Origin of the sequence: Mesorhizobium liriopis, assembly GCF_024053505.1 — a bacterium.
GTDB lineage: Bacteria > Pseudomonadota > Alphaproteobacteria > Rhizobiales > Rhizobiaceae > Mesorhizobium_B > Mesorhizobium_B liriopis.
This window is the reverse complement of sequence record NZ_JAMXQS010000005.1, coordinates 112,538-127,607: the sequence shown is the minus strand read 5'-3', so window position 1 is coordinate 127,607 and position 15,070 is coordinate 112,538. Positions and strand designations below refer to the sequence as shown.

Here is a 15,070-nt window from a genome sequence, read left to right as displayed (position 1 = left end):
GCTGGATTTTGCGCGAAGCGTCCCTCCGGTCGCCCGCCACCCATCACTGTGGTCGGAAGGCCGGGTCCGGCTCCGCTGCGAGAGCCTGCGCGAGGTGGCGGAGCTTGTCGGGATTGCGCGTGATGTAGATCGCAGTGATCCGGCCGTCCTCGATGGCGAGCGCCGTCGTCTGGAGGACGTCGCCCCGCTCGCGGCTGACATAGCCGGGAAGCCCGTCGATCCAGACGGGCTCGAGCATCTGCGCCCAGCCTTCCCCCCATTTGCGGTGCACGCCCTCGAACATACGTAAGAGGCGGTCCAGTCCCGCGATGGGATTGATGAAGGCTAGGACCTTGCCGCCGCCGTCCGAACGCAAGACCGCGTTCTCGGCAAGAAGTGTCCGCAGCGTTGCAGTGTCGCCGCTGGTCGAAGCCGCGAAGAAGGCACGCGCGATCCGCTCGCCTTCCTGGCGCTCGACCGGGAAGCGCGGGCGCGCCGCCTGAACGTTCCGCCGCGCCCGGACGGCGAGTTGGCGCACGGCTGCGGCTTCCCGGCCGAGCGTGTCCGCCACCTCGCCGAGCGGCACGCCGAAGACATCGTGGAGCAAGAAAGCCGCCCGCTCGAGAGGCGACAGGCGCTCAAGCGCCATCATCAGCGTAAGTGTCAGGTCGTCCTCGTCTACGCCATCCTCCTCGGCTTCCACCAGCGGCTCGGGCAGCCAGGCGCCGACATAGGTTTCCCGTCGGGCGCGGGCCGACTTCATCTCGTCGAGGCAGAGGCGGGTGACGACGCGCGCGAGGAAGGGATAGGGAGCGGCGATCCCGCTCCGGTCAGCGTCGACCCAACGCAGCCACGCGTTCTGCACGATGTCCTCGGCCTCGCTGCGCGAGCCGAGCATGCGATAGGCGATGCGCAGGAGCCGCGCCCGATGCGTCTCGAAGATAGCCGTGGCGTCGTCTGCCTGCCGCATGTGCGCGTCCTCGACGGTAGTTTCGCTTGCCTCAGCGGTGATGGTCAGGGATGGCCCCGCCGCCCAGAATACATGGGTTCTCTACGGATGGTCCGGCGTCGTCAGTTTGGTATCGTCCGTATCCACGACGAAGACGGCGAGGAGCTTGGAGGGATCTTCGTCACTCGCGTTGGCGCTGACGCCGTGATGGTCGCCTAGCATCTCGACGAAGCTCTCGCCGACACGGAAGACCTTTTTTCGCCCATCGTTGATCCGGCTGCGCACCGCGCCCTCGATGACGGTCGCCGTGATGAAGGCGGATGCGGCGTGGGTGTGGGACGGCGAGGAGCCGCCCGGGCCGCACTCGACAAGGACGCCACGCAGGCTTTTGCCGGGAACCGAAGGCAGCGAGTGGTCGAAGATCGTCGTGACACGGGCTTCGCCCCTGGCGACGTCCGCGGCCATGACGGGGATGGCAGAGACGGCAAGGAAGGTGCCCAGCAGGGTTGTCCCGAACATGGATGAGGCCTTTCTTCGTGGATGGGAGAAGTGCATCGGGCTCAGGCGGCGGAGAGCCAACTCTCAAACCGCGTCGGCCCGAGCCGCGCTGCGCTCGCATGCTCGGGAACTAGCGACCCCGTCTCGAGCGCCGCGCCGAAGTAGCGCGCCGCCCTGTCGGCCTGCACCTCCCGATAGTCGCCATTGGCGGCGATGCGGCGGGCAACGAAGTCACGGAACGGCTGGCGGTCTGGTCCGGCGATCTCGATCGTCGCATTGCGCGGCGGAGCGAGCGCGACATCGGCAAGTGCTGCGGCGACATCGGCGGCGGCGATGGGCTGTAAGTCGGCATCTGGTACGATGAGGCGGTCGCCGTCGACGGAGGCTTCGGCGATGGTGGCGACGAACTCAAAGAACTGGGTCGCGCGTACGATGGTGAAGGGAATGCCTGCGTCCTTGACGAGTCGTTCTTGCACGACTTTGGCCCGGAGGTAGCCGTTCCCCTTGAGGCGGTCCGTGCCGACGATGGACAGGGCGACGTGGTGCTTCACACCCGCCTCGCGCTCGGCGGCGACGAGGTTGCGGCCGGAGCGCTCGAAGAAGTCGAGCACCGCCGCGTCCTCGAAAGAGGGCGAGTTCGACACGTCGACCACAGCACCGGCTCCGGAAAGAGCCTCCGCGAGCCCCTCGCCCGTCAGCGCGTTCACCCCGCTTCTGGGCGATGCCGCGATGGCTCCATGCCCTTGCCGCGAGAGTTCGGCTGTCAGGTGCCGACCGATGAGCCCGCTGCCTCCAATCACCACGATCTTCATCTTACCTTCTCCTTGTTCGAGAACGAACGGGGCGGCTCCATGCCGCTTTCGGCTTCCGTCGAACAATGACGAGGTGGGCCGGGCCGGATGTGACATGCCCTGGGAAAAATTAGCGACGTGAAGTACGGAATTGTCGGGCAGGATCGATCAACGTCGGCGGGCGGGACGGCATTGGCGCCGTTCCTGACGAAGCAGCAGAACGGACTAGGCTTTCGCCTGGACCGGGAGGCGGAAGGGCGCGCCGAGACGGTTGAACGCGTTCATCGCAGCGATCGTAATCGTCAGGTCGACGAGGTCCTTGGGAGCGAAGGCAGCGCTTGCGGCTGTGTAGGCCTCATCGGTGGCGTGCGTCTCGCTGACCCGTGTGACCTCCTCCGCCCAGGCAAGTGCGGCGCGGTACTGGTCGGAGAACAGGTGGGGCACTTCGGCCCAAACCGGAACCAGGACCACCTTATCAAGCGGCATCGTCTTCAGCAGGTCCCGGGTGTGAAGGTCGATGCAGTGCGCGCAGCCGTTGATCTGCGAGACGCGTAGGAAGACAAGGTGGATCAGCTCATGTGGCAGATCGGTGCCCGTCGTGATGTAGTGGTGGATGCCATAGAGCGCCTTGGCACCCTGCGGCGCCACTTCGTTCCAGACCAACCGCATGTTCTCGCTCATGTCTCGTCCTTTTGCTCGGAACGCCGAAGATCGACGTTCAAAGGGAGGACGAGCCGAGCGAGCCGGATGTGACATGCCAGCAGCATTTCCATTCAACGTTGCTCGTGTTCCAGCCGAACGCATCTACGTCCGCTTCAGATCAGCCTGAGCATTTCGATGACCGACCGACATGGGTCGAAAGCGATCAGTCGCTGGGTGCACAAATCTTGATTTATGTACCGAACGATCAACCGGTTTCGACTGCTTGCAGCCATCGTAAAGCGGGGTGGGCACAACAAGGTCGCGCTCACCCCAATAACTCTCAGTTAGCAGCGGCGAGGCCAGTGGTGTGCGCCGCTTCATCAATGGTATCCGAGACGACTTCGGGTTGCGTCATAAAGACAGCGTGGCTCGCCGAGACTTCGGTGACCGTTGCGCTGATCTTTTTGGCCATATGTCGTAGCATCGCCAGATCGAAGGCCTTGTCCTCGGTTGCGATAACCGACCAGCTTGGCTTGTTGCGCCACGCAGCATTTTCCAGCTTGGTGCCAAACGCCGACATGTTGATCGGAACCTGCGAGTCCCGCATGAAGGCTGCCTCATTGTCGGTGGTATCATGCGCGAACCCGGCCTTGAATCTGGAGGGATCAATGAACCCAAACCCATCGGGACGCACATCGAGCACGAAGTCTGGAGTTGGCGCGAAGCCTTCGTATTGCTGCGCAGTTGTCTCGCCGGCGTCGGGCGACAGAGCCGACACATAGACCAGCCCGGCAACCTTAGGATGGACACCGGCTTCAGTAATGACCGTGCCGCCCCATGAGTGGCCGACGAGAATGGTCGGTCCGGTCTGCAGGTCGAGTACACGACGGGTTGCAGCGACGTCATCTGCCAGCGAGGTCAGGGGGTTCTGGACGATGGTGACATTGTAGCCACGGGCAGTCAGGTTATCATAAACCCCGCGCCAGCCGGAGCCATCGGCGAAGGCTCCATGCACCAACACCACATTGCGAACCGGCTGGGGCGAGGCATTGCGTTCCTGAGCCTGAGCGACCGGAACCGTTGCAATCAATGACGCCGCAGCAGCGGCAAGTATGGTCTTGTTGGTAATGCTCATGATTTGTCTCCTAAACTTTCGTACTAAAATGAATGGTGACGTCGCGGTGCATATTGTGGGCTCCGGCTGCCTTACGCGGTAGGAACCGTCCCACCGTCGATCACGTGCTCCGTGCCCGTGATGGATGCGGCCCGATCCGATGCTAGGAACGCGATCAAGTCGGCCACTTCTTCCGGTGCAGCCGGTCGCCCCAACGGAATGCCGCCGAGCGAGTTCATGATCATCTGCACAGCTTCGTCGTATGTGATGCCAGCTTGCTCGGCGATGCGCAGGGCCAGACCGTTCGTGCCCCGATCGGCTATCCAGCCAGGGGATACCCGCACCACCCGTACGCCCTTCGGAGACACCTCCTTGGAAAGGCTTTTGCTGTAGGTGTTCAGCGCCGCCTTAGCCGAAGCGTAGCCGGTCGTCGCCTCCGGCAGCGGAAGTCTGTTCTGGATCGAAGTGACATGGATAACGACGCCGGTTCCCTGATCAAGCATGCTGGGGATGAGTGCACGATCGAGCCGGACAGCTGGAAAGAAGTTGAGGGCGAACTCCTTGTCCCATTCCTCGTCGGAGAGTGCGGCGAAGCCGCCTGAGGGGGCAGATGATCCACCGAGTACATTGATCAAGATATCGAGCCCGCCGAACTCCTCCTGCACCGCGTCAACCACGGACTGGACCCCCGTTTTGGTCGTCAGGTCTGCTTCGATGAAGCTGGCACCGGAGAAGTCTGTCGGTTTGGTGCGTGCGGTAGTAAGTACGCGGGCGCCAAGCACTTGAAAGAGCGCCACGGTTGCTGCCCCAGCACCTGAGGTGCCCCCGGTGATCAGGGCACGGCGGCCCTGGAGGCTGATGAACGGTGTCATACCGTGATCTCCAGCTCGGCAACCCTGTCTCCCGAAAGGACGAAGAAGAACCTGAGGTCGATCGGGCTGCCAGGGAAGTCGCCAACAGCGTGCGCCGTTACGAGCGTCTTGCCGTTCTCGGCGGTGACCAGGAAGGGCTCCACTGTATAGCTATACTGCTGGGCCTCAGCAGCCATCCAGGCACGGATGGCGTCACGTCCGCGATGGGTTTGGCCCTTGTCTTTCACCGTGCCGTTTTCCGAAAAAGTCGCTGCGATAGCGTCAGGGACGCCGCTTCGGTCGGCCTCGAAATAGGCTTCAATAGCCTTGGGTAGTTTAATCGTCATGGTAATCTCCGGATTGTTGTCGCGCCCTCACTGGCCGCATGCCCGACCTTTGTGGGCCGGCACTAACAACCTATGCCTTGGCCATTGCCGTGATAATTGGGACAAAGCAGGATGTGGAATTACGAAAAGAGGGACTATGACGCGATCGCTACTGGCGGACCTTGATGCGGTCCTGAGCATTGCCCGAATGGGCTCTTTCAGGGCGGCCGCCCTTGACCTTGGGATGTCTACAACGTCGCTAAGCAACGCCATTGCCAAGCTCGAGCGCCATCTCGGGGTCCGGCTGTTTAACCGGACCACACGAAGCGTATCGCTGACGGAGGCCGGACAGAACTTCGTGGCGCGGGTCAGCCCGGCGATGACTGACATCCATGATGCGATGCTGGCCGCGCAGTCGCTACAGCAGATACCGATGGGCACTCTGCGCATAAACACCTATGCATCTGCAGCACGGGAGGTAATGGCGCCACTCGTTCTGTCGTTTCTGCAACGCTATCCGCAGGTGCACATCGACTTGGTTACAGAGGGGCGATTGGTTGATATCGTCGCCGGCGGTTACGACATGGGCGTGAGGTCTGCCGATCTTGTGCCGAGTGACATGATCGCCATCTCACTCGGAATGCCGCGTCGAAATGCAGTTGTAGCTTCTCCGGACTTTTTAAGCACCTATGGACACCCGGTCGTGCCCAGCGATCTCTATCGCTTTCGCTGTATTCGGGCGCGCCTCCCCAACAACGCGCTACTTCGCTGGGGCTTCGAAAAAGAGGGGAGCGCTGTGCAAATTGATGTTCAGGGCGCGATTACGCTTGATGAGCCGAGTCTAGTGCGAATTGCGGCAATGAGCGGTATCGGATTGGGGTATATAATGGAGTCGGATGTGCGCGAAGATGTAGCGGCGGGACGACTGGTAACTGTCCTGGATGACTGGACACCCAAGCTGCCGCCGCTTGCGCTTTACTACCCGGGCAGATAGAACCCGCCAGCCGCATTCAGTGCATTCGTCCAAGTTGCAAGGGAGTTCGCGGCCACCAACGAGAGGCCGGCGCCTTTGAATTGATGGCCAAAAGCTGCCGCACTAAATGGTCAATTTACCTGCTTGAGGGCTCATACCGGACCGTCTGCTTACCACCCACGCGTATCGCGTGGTGATTGTCAATTGGGAGCAGAAAGTCTGCTTTGATTCCGATGTCTGCATTTCCGTTTTGCGCCTCATTCCAGTCATTCCAATTAGCCTGAGTATCTCCCAACAGCCGACATTGGCGGACGAATGTACAAACGACATAAATGGGGTAGTGTGCCGACCATCTGCTTTTTGACGGCAATGATGCAGTCGCAGCCATTCGTTTGCTGGGCGCAGTTCTTTCTGTTTGCTTCAAACACACACAACAGAGAAGGCGCTTGGAGCGTAGGATACGGCTGTCGCACCAAGTCCTACGATCGCCGAGACACGCGCCAGCCGTAGTTCGAAGGCTCCAATGGAGCGAGATCTGCCGAGCCGCCAGCTCCATAGGAGCACAAGGCAATTGGCGAGAAGTGTTCCCGCCCAACCGATCAGCATAACCCAACGAAACAGCGAAAGCGGTCCAAGCGTCACGAGCGGCCAGCCCAGCGCGCAGCCCAGCCCATGCAGCGCATATACAAGCGAAAAGCCTGCTGCCCAAACGATCAGCCCCAAACTCGAGCGAAACAAGAAACTCATGCGAGCATCACTGGCAGCATCAGCGCGAGAAGCACGAGCCCCGTCGCGGCGCCAGCAAACGCGGTGAATAGCGTCGCGACGCGCGGCTCCAGAGTGCGCGCGGGCGACACATAACCCGCCGCGATCCGGCGACTGACAAAAAGCGCCATCATCAAGGCGATCGCCGCATGGAGCACGGCGTAAGCGACGAGCGTCGCGCAGGCCGCGCCATAGGCATGGATAGTAGGGTCGGGCAGATGGCGCAGAACCAGAGAAGCGAGAGCCACGATCACCACAGCCTGTGCGGTGCCGGCAAGCAACAGCATCCGCTTTGCCTTGTCCAGCTTCCCGCCCAGCACGGCCACTGTCGTACGGCCTGCGGCAAGGGTGGCAAGTGCCACGCCGAGCAGGGCCGCAGAGGCTTCCGGCCAGCCACCTGCGACCAGTTCCGGTGGCGGCCAATTGGGTGCTATCGTCCAGAGAAAGGCATAACCAAAAAGGAGCGAGGCGCCGAGCGTCGCATCGGCACCCAACAGAAATAGGCTCCCCACCCAGCCTGGCGCTTCGCGTGCTTCCCAATGGGCCGGCAGCGCCTCACCCCGCCCGGCATCGAGCGGACCAAGATCTTCGTGTGATCCAAGTGTCCATGCCCAACGCCATCCGAGCAATACGACGCCGGCAAGTGGTGCAAGTGCCAGCCAGTAGAAACCGAACAGCAGCGACAGAAAGAACAGCCCCGTCACCGCCGCCGTGATGATCGGCAGAGAGGTGTTGCCCGGCACCACCGCGACGAAGTCAGTCCGCCCCGTCACCATGTCGACGGCCATCGTCTCGCGCCAGTTATTGCGGGGCGTCGCCAGGTACCCTTCGCCCCGCGCAAGCCGTACCGGCAATTCGGAATCGTCGACAAGAGGCTCGCGGCTTTTCACATGCGGCTGGCTTGCGATGTTGTAGGCGGGTGCTGGCGTCGCCATCGCCCATTCGAGCGTGTTCGCACCCCACGGGTTCCGCGGCGCGCGGCGGGCAAGAAAGATCTGCAGGGCGACGTCGATGGCAAACAGCGCGAAGCCGAAGGCCATCACGAAGGAGCCGACCGACGATAGAAGGTTGAGCCATGTCCAGCCGATGCCGTCCGGATAGGTGTAGACCCGGCGCGGCATGCCCAGAAGTCCTGTCAGGTGCATTAGGAAGAAGGCCAGGTTGAAGCCGATGAAGATCAGCCAGAACGCGGCTTCGCCTAGGCGCAAGACCCGCGCGCGACCGGTAAAATGCGGCAGCCAGTAGTAGGCGCCGGCCAGCATCGGAAAGATGAAGCCGCCGACCAGAACGTAATGCAAGTGCGCGACCACGAAATAGCTATCATGCGCTTGCCAGTCGAAAGGCACCACCGCCAGCATCACACCCGTCAGTCCGCCGAGCACGAACACCACGAAGAAGCCGAGCAGGTAGAGCATGGGCAGACGCACGTCCGGTCGCCCACCCCACAGCGTGCCGATCCAAGCGAAGATCTGCACACCGGTGGGGATCGCGACCAATGCCGAGGCCGCCGAGAAGAAACCCAGCGCCATGTGCGGAATGCCAGTCGTAAACATGTGGTGGACCCAGAGCCCGAAGCTTAGGAAGCCGAGCGCTAGGATGGCCGCTACGATCGCGCCGTAGCCGAGGATTTGTGTGCGCGCCATCACCGGCAACACGGTAGAAACGACGCCGGCAGCTGGCAGAAAGATGATGTAGACTTCCGGATGGCCGAACAGCCAGAACAGGTGCTGCCAGAGCAACGGGTCGCCGCCGCGCACGGGGTCGAAGAAGGGCCAGTCGAAGGCACGCTCCGCTTCGAGTAGGATCGATCCCAGGATCAGTGGCGGAAAGCCCGCCACCATCATGAGCGCGGTGACGAGCAGATACCATGCGAAAAGCGGCATCCGGTCGAGCCGCATGCCTGGCGCGCGCAGTTTCAGGATCGAAACCACGATCTCGACGGCCGCTGCCACCGCCGAAATTTCCACGAAGGTGATGCCAAGCAGCCAGACATCGGAATTGATGCCGGGCGTGAAGGGTTTCGAGGACAGCGGCGGATACATGAACCAGCCACCATCGGGCGCGACGCCGAGCGCGAGCGCAACAAGCAGGATTGTGCCGCCGAACAGGTAGCACCACCAGCCATAGGCGGAGAGGCGTGGGAACGCCATGTCGCGGCTGCCGAGCATCTTGGGCAAGAGGTAGAGCGCCAGCCCTTCGAACATGGGAATGGCGAACAAGAACATCATGATGCTGCCATGCATCGTGAAGAGCTGGTTGTAGATGTCGGGTCCGACGAATGCGCTGTTGGGCGTGGCCAATTGTGCGCGGATCAGCATGGCGAGCACGCCGCCGACCGCGAAAAAGAAGAAGCTTGCGAGGATGAAACGCTTGCCGATATCGGAATGGTTCACCGACTGCAGCGTGCCGCGCCAGCCCTTCGGCGTCCCCCAGATGCGGTCGAGCGCGCGATGGCGGCCCAATGCGGTCAATCGGGTGGTCATCGGGGCTCACTCCGCTGGAACGCGGCCCAGCCGTCGGCATCATGAGCGACGACACGAAATACGTTGCCCGCGTGGCCGATCCCGCAGAACTCGGCGCAGCGGCCCTCATAGGTGCCGGGCAGACTCGCCTCGATGCGCAGCACGTTCGTCTTGCCGGGAATGGCATCCATCTTGCCAGCCAGTTGCGGCACCCAGAAGGAATGGATCACGTCTTGCGTGGTGATATGCACATCGACCGGCACGCCCACCGGAATGTTGAGTACGCCTTCCGTCGCGATCTCGCCACTGACCCCCGGCTGGCGGAACCGCCAGTCCCACTGCCGCCCTTCGGCCGCCACCGCCACTGTGCCGTCGCGCGGGGTCGGCAGCGTGGATTCGCCCAGCACCAGCGCGTAGGCGAGCAGCGCCATGAGCACGGCGGACGTGAAGCCGAGCCCAAAGCCGCCGATCCAGAGTTTCGGGCTGACGCGCGTCTCGCTGTCGCGTTTGACGAACGCCACGACAATCAAAACGGCCACAAGGGTTGAGATCAGAGCGCTTCCGCCCAACATCACCCACCAGAGCGTTGCGACCCTCTCGGCCGCCGGTCCGTTAGGCTCAAGCGTTGAGAACGGCCCGGCGCAACCGGCAAGCGGAACGCCAATCGAAAGCAGGGAAAGAGCATGAGCGCGACCACCGCCGACCAAGGCGCGAACGAGGATCGGGATACGGAAGCGAAGCTGGTCGATCCGATTTCCAGGACGCCGGGCTTCCATCGCACCGAGTCCAAGATCGCCATTGCCGGCCACCCCATCCACGCGATGCTGGTGGCATTCCCCATTGCGCTGACCATGTGCACGCTGGGTGCGGACGCCTTCTATCTCTGGACCGGCGACCAGTTCTGGGCACGCGCGGCGCTCTGGGCCAGCGGCATGGCATTCCTGTTCGGGCTGGGCGCGGGGCTTTCGGGCACGGTCGAGCTTCTGCTTGTGCCCGGCATCCGCGCGCGAGCGGCGAGCTGGACGCATTTCGTGATCGCGGTGATGCTCTTGTCGATCCTCGGCGCGAGCTGGGGCTATCGCTTGGGCGGATACGAGCAGGCCGTGCTGCCCTGGGGCATCACGCTTTCGCTGTTTGCTGCCATCTTCACCGGCTTCACCGGCTGGCATGGCGGCAAACTCGTTTTCGACTATCAACTCGGCACCTCGGTAACCGGCAAGGGGTGACCCTGCGGTTCGAGGAGCCAGACGGGAAAGAATTCAGGCCCAAGCACCGGCTTTCCCAGAACCAGCATGAGGATCAGGAGCATCGCGAAAAGCCCTGCGCCTAACAGCGGCAAGGGGCCGGGCGTGTCCACCTCGCCCTTTTCCTCGCCGAGCACCAGCGTGACATGGCCGATATAGGCATGCAGCGCGACAAGCAGGCCGACCACCATCAGCTTCACGAAAAGCCAAGGCACGAATGCCTCGCGCAGGAAGATCAGAGCAGTGCCGAAGGCGATCGCCAGCACGGCTGCCGGTGTCACGATGCGCGTATAGGCATAGTGAGTGACAATGCGTAGGCGCGCATAATCGAATTGTGGTTTCTCGCGGCTATGCTTGGCCAGCACCAGCGGCAGTCCCACCAATCCCGCGCTCCACACTACCAGCGCGGCGATATGGGCGAACTTCACCAGCGCGATCATCCAGCGAACGCTGCGTTCCGCTGCCAGACCCGCCGTGCGAGAAGTGCGAATACCACCGCGTAAGGCACCATCCCCGGCACCCACATCACGAGCCCCGCTAGCTGTTGGTCGCCAAGCGCGGTGATGTTCCACGGCAGCGTCGTGAACAGGTGCGAGGCATAGACCGGCTCAGGTGCGAAAGTGAGGATCGCCGCCAGCAACCCCATCTGCGCCATCGCACCGACCAGCCCAAGCATCGCTGGCACGGCTTCCGAAGCAAACAGCGTACGCCAGAACAGAACGCCCGAACCTAGCAGGCTTGCCTGCATCAGCCAGTAGAGATCGCTGCGCGCGAGTGCCAGGTCATAGAACGCGGGCAGGTGCCATATCCAGAAGACCAAGGTCGCCAAAATGAAAGGCAGCGCGAGCGGACCGATCCGCCGAGCAGGAAACGCCGTCGCGAAAAGCGGAGCCGCGACCGAAGCAAGCAGGAGATGATGTACGGCTCGCGCTGAGAAAAGTGATACGCTCATTGCGCATAGCGGCGATACGAAGGCAACCACAAGTACTGTCCAGCCTAGGAGTAGCGCTCTTGGGTGCGTGCTGAAACGAGTGAGGCCGAGGGGAAGCGCTAGGGCAGTAAGTAGCCAAGGATCGAAATTCCAGCGAAGAAGAATCTCGCCGGGAACCGGCGGTGAACCGCAATAGCTCAAGCAGCGTCTTTCAGGTTTTGATTACTTCAGTGGTTTCCTTAATTCGGCACAGAGTGGCAAGCCATTTTTCCAATGCGCGAAATTGTTACCCAAACCTCTCGAATAGCCCTGAGTGACAATTCGCCGGCTTGGGAAGGCTGTGGCAATCCCTCGAAGCTTTAGTTGTCGGAGATGCCAAGTGGAGTGCGTTGAGGGACCCGTGGGATCGAAAACGGAACGGCGTCTTTTCGCTAACGGCGCCCGAAACCGGACTGTCTGATTAAGGCCCAGTTCCCGCCATTCCGCTTTGCGCCTCAAAGCAGCCATTGCGGTCATCCTGAAGCTATCCCGAAAGCGGACATTGACTTGAGGCTATAGGACATCAGCAGCGAGGTGAAAGGCGTATGGCCATCTTGGTATCAATTGATCAAGCGTCTGCCGCGTTCGAAGGTACCCTATGTGAAACTCTTTTCGATCAGCACCATCATGTTTGGGCGCGCATCGCTTGCTAACGGCAATCCGAGCAAGCCTGCCTATGACGATGAAACGCAAAGAGGGCCGTACCCACCGATACCCAAAGCTCCAAAACCGGATCCGAACGATAGTGGCTCGCCTGATAAGGATCATGCAGCCAAAGGCTAATGAGCTACTTCGCTACCAAGGGATAAAATTCGTATCGGGCTTCAACTGACGACAAAAGGCGCAGACCAGCCTGACCGTCGCTTCAACGTCGTCGAGGCACATCACCTCGGAGGGTGTGTGCATGTAGCGCAGTGGCACGGAGATGACGCCGGTTGCGACCCCTCCGCGACTGGCCTGCAGCAGGCGCGCATCAGTGGGGCTCGTGCTGCCGTCCGCCATGAGCTGAAAAGGGATTGCCTCCTTGTCCGCAGCTTGCCTTAAAAGCTCAAACACGACTGGGTTAGTGTTGGGCCCTTGCCAAAGAGCCGGCCCCTTGCCGAGGTCGAGCCTGCCTTGATCTTCGGGCCGGGCGCGGGGGTAATCCATGGCAACGCCCATATCCACGGCAAGCGCCACATGGGGCGCAAGGTTGAAGGCAGCAGTCTGCGCACCCCGCGATCCGATTTCCTCTTGCACGGTACCGAGAAGATGGATGCCGACATCTTTATCGATCCCACCCTCATCTGCGAGATTGCGGAGGACTTCGGCTGCAATGAAGAGACCCACCTTGTTGTCGAAGGCGCGACCGACAACTTGACTGCCGAGCAGGGTCGCAAAGTCCGTTTGAAGCGTGACCGAGCTACCGATTTTGACGACGCGTTCGGCCTCCTCGCGCGAGGTGGCACCGATGTCGATCCAGAGATCCTTGAGCGTCGGCGTCTGCGAAGTGTCGGAAGCGTTGAAGGTCTGGATCGCCTTGCGGCCGATCACGCCTTCCACGCGCTCGAAGCCATGAACCCAAACACGCTGGCCAATCTCGGTTGCGACATCCGTACCCCCGATCGTGGAAAAGAAGAGAAAGCCGTCGGCATCAATGTAGTGAACGATGAAGCCGATCTCATCCATATGACCGGCATACATGAAGCGCAGCGGCGCATCGGGATTGATGACCGCCGTCACGTTGCCCATCACATCCGTGGTGACACGATGGGCAAAGCGTTGCGCGTGGTCGCGATACAATTTGGCAACCTCGCCCTCGAAACCACTCGGCGAGGGCGTGTGAACCAGGGACTTCAGAAGATCGAGTGAAGCTTCGTTCATGGAAGGCACTTCGCTACAGGGAGGTAACTGTGATCATCGACACGTGCCACTTCTTGGCGCAGCGCCGCATGCTCACAATAACGAAGGTTAGTATGGTTCAGACCTGCGTAAAAATATCAGCCCTTCAATTGGCTTGAATGGACACTAGCCTGTTGGGCTTCGACAAGGAACACGTGCAGAGCACTGAGCCTAGTGCGATCATGTCGGATCTCGTGCGTACTGGTCCTGTGGTTGAATGGTTCGGTCGGGTTCCTGCGTCTGGCATCCGACCGAGAGCAGGGCCAGACCGCAGAAGAGAATGAAGGCAGGGATCGCAAGTGTGACTCGCATGTCGCGCTCCTTTATGAATGGAGCGAACAGTGACTGCGAGGGCCGGTTCCGCAGGAAGTGTTCTTGCCCGGCGGCTGACAGCGCGACCTCAGGGCAAACCCGGCGCCTCCCTGAATGGCTAACAGACCTCGCGCCACGCCCCCATACCAGTTGGGTGGCATACTACTCCTGCACCGACTGTTGAGGCACCGGACCAGCTTCATTGGTGTCGGCGAGATAGCGATAGGTCGCGAACCCGAACACCAGGACGACAACGATGAGAAGTGCAATGGCTTTGGCATTCATGGCATGATGGTCCTGTTCGTGACGCGATTGCGGTAAGTGACGCGATGTTCCGGATTTGGGGAGGCGGGCATCAGGGAAGGTGGAAGCGCCCGGTCCCGGGAAGGCTGAAAACTGCGGTTCGGAAGCGTCTGACCTGATCCACCTCAGCCTCACATCTCGTCATTATAGGGATGCTTTGTCTCGCCAACCATGCGAGCGAGCTCGCTGAACGGGATGACATCACTGCTGTCCTGCGAGTTGTTCGCAAGACGCAGCAGACGGATCGGGAAGACGACCGCGTCGCGCTGCACGGGCTTCATGTCTTCCGCCAGATGATCTTCGCTTGTCAGCGACGCTTCCGCCTTGTGCAGCGCGGTGTCGATCTCGGCCACTGTAGCCACGCCCTTCTGGACGAGCACCTGGTTCAAGGACGCCACAGCCATCATCAGGCCTTCGAGCTGCAGATTTGCGACGTTCATGGGACGACTCCAGTTTGGCGGACGCTGAAATTAAAGCTTCTGGACAGTACGAATGCCTTGCCCCTCAATCCTTGAAGGGGTCATTCAGGCGTAATCCTTTCGACCACTCAAGGCGATCACAAGGAGAGCCGCCAATCCGAAAACCACGTGCGGCCACCAAATCAAGTTGCTGAAACTGAGAAGCCAGGGCGACGCGATCAAGGCCAGGGCAAACAGCCCGTCCAGAATCAGATGCGTTCGGAACCTGAAGATGCCGATGGCACCGAGTTCGTAATTCGTGAACAGGCTGTAAACGATCACGAAGATGCCGAGGCCGATCGCTGAGTACTGGGCCGGACCGCCATCCGCGAAGCCCAGCACGAAGGGTGCTGCGATCAGCACGATGGCCACAAGATAATCGATAACGCCGTGGATCTTGGTTGAGATCATGGTTGGCTCCGAGGCACGCCCTGGGTGAAGCGCGGTCGTGTGAACTCGTTCCGTCAGTTTGATGGATAGGGGCCAGCACAGCGGAACATCGATGACGCCAAACCGAAGAGGAACAGGTCCGCTCGCCAAAGGGGAAAAGAG

General features: G+C 61.2%; 17 protein-coding genes. 2 read left to right on the top strand and 15 right to left on the bottom strand.

The window, feature by feature from the left end; translation table 11 throughout:
- Window positions 1-43: 43 nt before the first annotated feature.
- From NGM99_RS10625 to NGM99_RS10595, 7 genes are all read right to left on the bottom strand, one after another.
- The gene (locus NGM99_RS10625; protein ID WP_252818732.1) at window positions 44-949 is read right to left on the bottom strand and encodes a sigma-70 family RNA polymerase sigma factor; all 906 of its coding nucleotides are present in this window, start codon (window positions 947-949) and stop codon (window positions 44-46) included.
- A gap of 81 nt (window positions 950-1,030) precedes the next feature.
- The gene (locus tag NGM99_RS10620) at window positions 1,031-1,447 is read right to left on the bottom strand and encodes a cupin domain-containing protein (protein ID WP_252818730.1); all 417 of its coding nucleotides are present in this window, start codon (window positions 1,445-1,447) and stop codon (window positions 1,031-1,033) included.
- Between the two features lie 41 nt (window positions 1,448-1,488).
- Window positions 1,489-2,238: an SDR family oxidoreductase gene (locus NGM99_RS10615; RefSeq protein WP_252818728.1), complete on the bottom strand. Its 750-nt coding sequence runs from the start codon at window positions 2,236-2,238 to the stop codon at window positions 1,489-1,491.
- A gap of 204 nt (window positions 2,239-2,442) precedes the next feature.
- Entirely contained in the window at window positions 2,443-2,898 is a 456-nt protein-coding gene (locus tag NGM99_RS10610; protein WP_252818726.1) for a carboxymuconolactone decarboxylase family protein, read from the bottom strand.
- Window positions 2,899-3,199: 301 nt separating this feature from the next.
- Window positions 3,200-3,994: an alpha/beta fold hydrolase gene (locus NGM99_RS10605; protein ID WP_252818724.1), complete on the bottom strand. Its 795-nt coding sequence runs from the start codon at window positions 3,992-3,994 to the stop codon at window positions 3,200-3,202.
- 71 nt (window positions 3,995-4,065) lie between these two features.
- Complete coding sequence (locus NGM99_RS10600; protein WP_252818722.1) at window positions 4,066-4,845, bottom strand: SDR family oxidoreductase; 780 nt, start codon at window positions 4,843-4,845, stop codon at window positions 4,066-4,068.
- Window positions 4,842-5,171 (bottom strand): nuclear transport factor 2 family protein, encoded by a 330-nt coding sequence (locus NGM99_RS10595; RefSeq protein ID WP_252818720.1) that lies wholly within the window; start codon window positions 5,169-5,171, stop codon window positions 4,842-4,844. Before NGM99_RS10595 ends, NGM99_RS10600 begins: the two co-directional genes overlap by 4 nt.
- A 136-nt stretch (window positions 5,172-5,307) precedes the next feature.
- On the opposite strand from NGM99_RS10595, the gene NGM99_RS10590 reads away from it, so the two are divergent.
- Window positions 5,308-6,144, top strand: a complete 837-nt coding sequence (locus NGM99_RS10590) for a LysR family transcriptional regulator (protein ID WP_252818718.1) — start codon at window positions 5,308-5,310, stop codon at window positions 6,142-6,144.
- Between the two features lie 722 nt (window positions 6,145-6,866).
- Here NGM99_RS10590 and ctaD read toward each other — a convergent pair.
- Both ctaD and coxB read right to left on the bottom strand, forming a co-directional pair.
- Window positions 6,867-9,371 carry a cytochrome c oxidase subunit I gene (gene ctaD, locus NGM99_RS10585; protein ID WP_252818716.1) on the bottom strand — a complete coding sequence of 835 codons (2,505 nt, stop codon included), beginning with the start codon at window positions 9,369-9,371 and terminating at the stop codon, window positions 6,867-6,869.
- Window positions 9,368-10,126: a cytochrome c oxidase subunit II gene (coxB, locus tag NGM99_RS10580; RefSeq protein ID WP_289852436.1), complete on the bottom strand. Its 759-nt coding sequence runs from the start codon at window positions 10,124-10,126 to the stop codon at window positions 9,368-9,370. Before coxB ends, ctaD begins: the two co-directional genes overlap by 4 nt.
- Between coxB and NGM99_RS10575 the strand changes: the two genes are divergently transcribed.
- Window positions 10,034-10,576: a DUF2231 domain-containing protein gene (locus tag NGM99_RS10575; RefSeq protein ID WP_252818712.1), complete on the top strand. Its 543-nt coding sequence runs from the start codon at window positions 10,034-10,036 to the stop codon at window positions 10,574-10,576. The two genes, coxB and NGM99_RS10575, sit on opposite strands and share 93 nt — an antisense overlap.
- Here NGM99_RS10575 and NGM99_RS10570 read toward each other — a convergent pair.
- From NGM99_RS10570 to NGM99_RS10550, 6 genes are all read right to left on the bottom strand, one after another.
- Window positions 10,543-11,034 carry a CopD family protein gene (locus tag NGM99_RS10570; protein ID WP_252818710.1) on the bottom strand — a complete coding sequence of 164 codons (492 nt, stop codon included), beginning with the start codon at window positions 11,032-11,034 and terminating at the stop codon, window positions 10,543-10,545. The genes NGM99_RS10575 and NGM99_RS10570 overlap by 34 nt on opposite strands.
- Window positions 11,031-11,546, bottom strand: a complete 516-nt coding sequence (locus NGM99_RS10565; RefSeq protein WP_252818708.1) for a cytochrome c oxidase assembly protein — start codon at window positions 11,544-11,546, stop codon at window positions 11,031-11,033. Before NGM99_RS10565 ends, NGM99_RS10570 begins: the two co-directional genes overlap by 4 nt.
- An 813-nt stretch (window positions 11,547-12,359) precedes the next feature.
- Window positions 12,360-13,427 carry a M20/M25/M40 family metallo-hydrolase gene (locus tag NGM99_RS10560; protein ID WP_252818706.1) on the bottom strand — a complete coding sequence of 356 codons (1,068 nt, stop codon included), beginning with the start codon at window positions 13,425-13,427 and terminating at the stop codon, window positions 12,360-12,362.
- A 492-nt stretch (window positions 13,428-13,919) separates the two neighbouring features.
- Window positions 13,920-14,042: a hypothetical protein gene (locus NGM99_RS21600; RefSeq protein ID WP_289852434.1), complete on the bottom strand. Its 123-nt coding sequence runs from the start codon at window positions 14,040-14,042 to the stop codon at window positions 13,920-13,922.
- A 149-nt stretch (window positions 14,043-14,191) separates the two neighbouring features.
- Window positions 14,192-14,500, bottom strand: a complete 309-nt coding sequence (locus NGM99_RS10555) for a hypothetical protein (protein WP_252818704.1) — start codon at window positions 14,498-14,500, stop codon at window positions 14,192-14,194.
- A gap of 84 nt (window positions 14,501-14,584) precedes the next feature.
- Window positions 14,585-14,929: an SPW repeat domain-containing protein gene (locus NGM99_RS10550; RefSeq protein ID WP_252818702.1), complete on the bottom strand. Its 345-nt coding sequence runs from the start codon at window positions 14,927-14,929 to the stop codon at window positions 14,585-14,587.
- Between the last annotated feature and the right edge of the window lie 141 nt (window positions 14,930-15,070).

Bases quoted from the DNA above. Each gene is read 5' to 3' on its own strand.
- NGM99_RS10625 (WP_252818732.1), bottom strand. From the start codon at position 949: ATGCGGCAGGCAGACGACGCCACGGCTATCTTCGAGACGCATCGGGCG.
- NGM99_RS10605 (WP_252818724.1), bottom strand. From the start codon at position 3,994: ATGAGCATTACCAACAAGACCATACTTGCCGCTGCTGCGGCGTCATTG.
- NGM99_RS10595 (WP_252818720.1), bottom strand. From the start codon at position 5,171: ATGACGATTAAACTACCCAAGGCTATTGAAGCCTATTTCGAGGCCGAC.
- NGM99_RS10575 (WP_252818712.1), top strand. From the start codon at position 10,034: ATGAGCGCGACCACCGCCGACCAAGGCGCGAACGAGGATCGGGATACG.
- NGM99_RS10565 (WP_252818708.1), bottom strand. From the start codon at position 11,546: ATGAGCGTATCACTTTTCTCAGCGCGAGCCGTACATCATCTCCTGCTT.
- NGM99_RS10610 (WP_252818726.1), bottom strand. From the start codon at position 2,898: ATGAGCGAGAACATGCGGTTGGTCTGGAACGAAGTGGCGCCGCAGGGT.
- NGM99_RS10620 (WP_252818730.1), bottom strand. From the start codon at position 1,447: ATGTTCGGGACAACCCTGCTGGGCACCTTCCTTGCCGTCTCTGCCATC.
- NGM99_RS21600 (WP_289852434.1), bottom strand. From the start codon at position 14,042: ATGAATGCCAAAGCCATTGCACTTCTCATCGTTGTCGTCCTGGTGTTC.
- NGM99_RS10590 (WP_252818718.1), top strand. From the start codon at position 5,308: ATGACGCGATCGCTACTGGCGGACCTTGATGCGGTCCTGAGCATTGCC.
- NGM99_RS10600 (WP_252818722.1), bottom strand. From the start codon at position 4,845: ATGACACCGTTCATCAGCCTCCAGGGCCGCCGTGCCCTGATCACCGGG.
- NGM99_RS10550 (WP_252818702.1), bottom strand. From the start codon at position 14,929: ATGATCTCAACCAAGATCCACGGCGTTATCGATTATCTTGTGGCCATC.
- NGM99_RS10560 (WP_252818706.1), bottom strand. From the start codon at position 13,427: ATGAACGAAGCTTCACTCGATCTTCTGAAGTCCCTGGTTCACACGCCC.
- NGM99_RS10615 (WP_252818728.1), bottom strand. From the start codon at position 2,238: ATGAAGATCGTGGTGATTGGAGGCAGCGGGCTCATCGGTCGGCACCTG.
- coxB (WP_289852436.1), bottom strand. From the start codon at position 10,126: ATGGAAGCCCGGCGTCCTGGAAATCGGATCGACCAGCTTCGCTTCCGT.
- NGM99_RS10555 (WP_252818704.1), bottom strand. From the start codon at position 14,500: ATGAACGTCGCAAATCTGCAGCTCGAAGGCCTGATGATGGCTGTGGCG.
- ctaD (WP_252818716.1), bottom strand. From the start codon at position 9,371: ATGACCACCCGATTGACCGCATTGGGCCGCCATCGCGCGCTCGACCGC.
- NGM99_RS10570 (WP_252818710.1), bottom strand. From the start codon at position 11,034: ATGATCGCGCTGGTGAAGTTCGCCCATATCGCCGCGCTGGTAGTGTGG.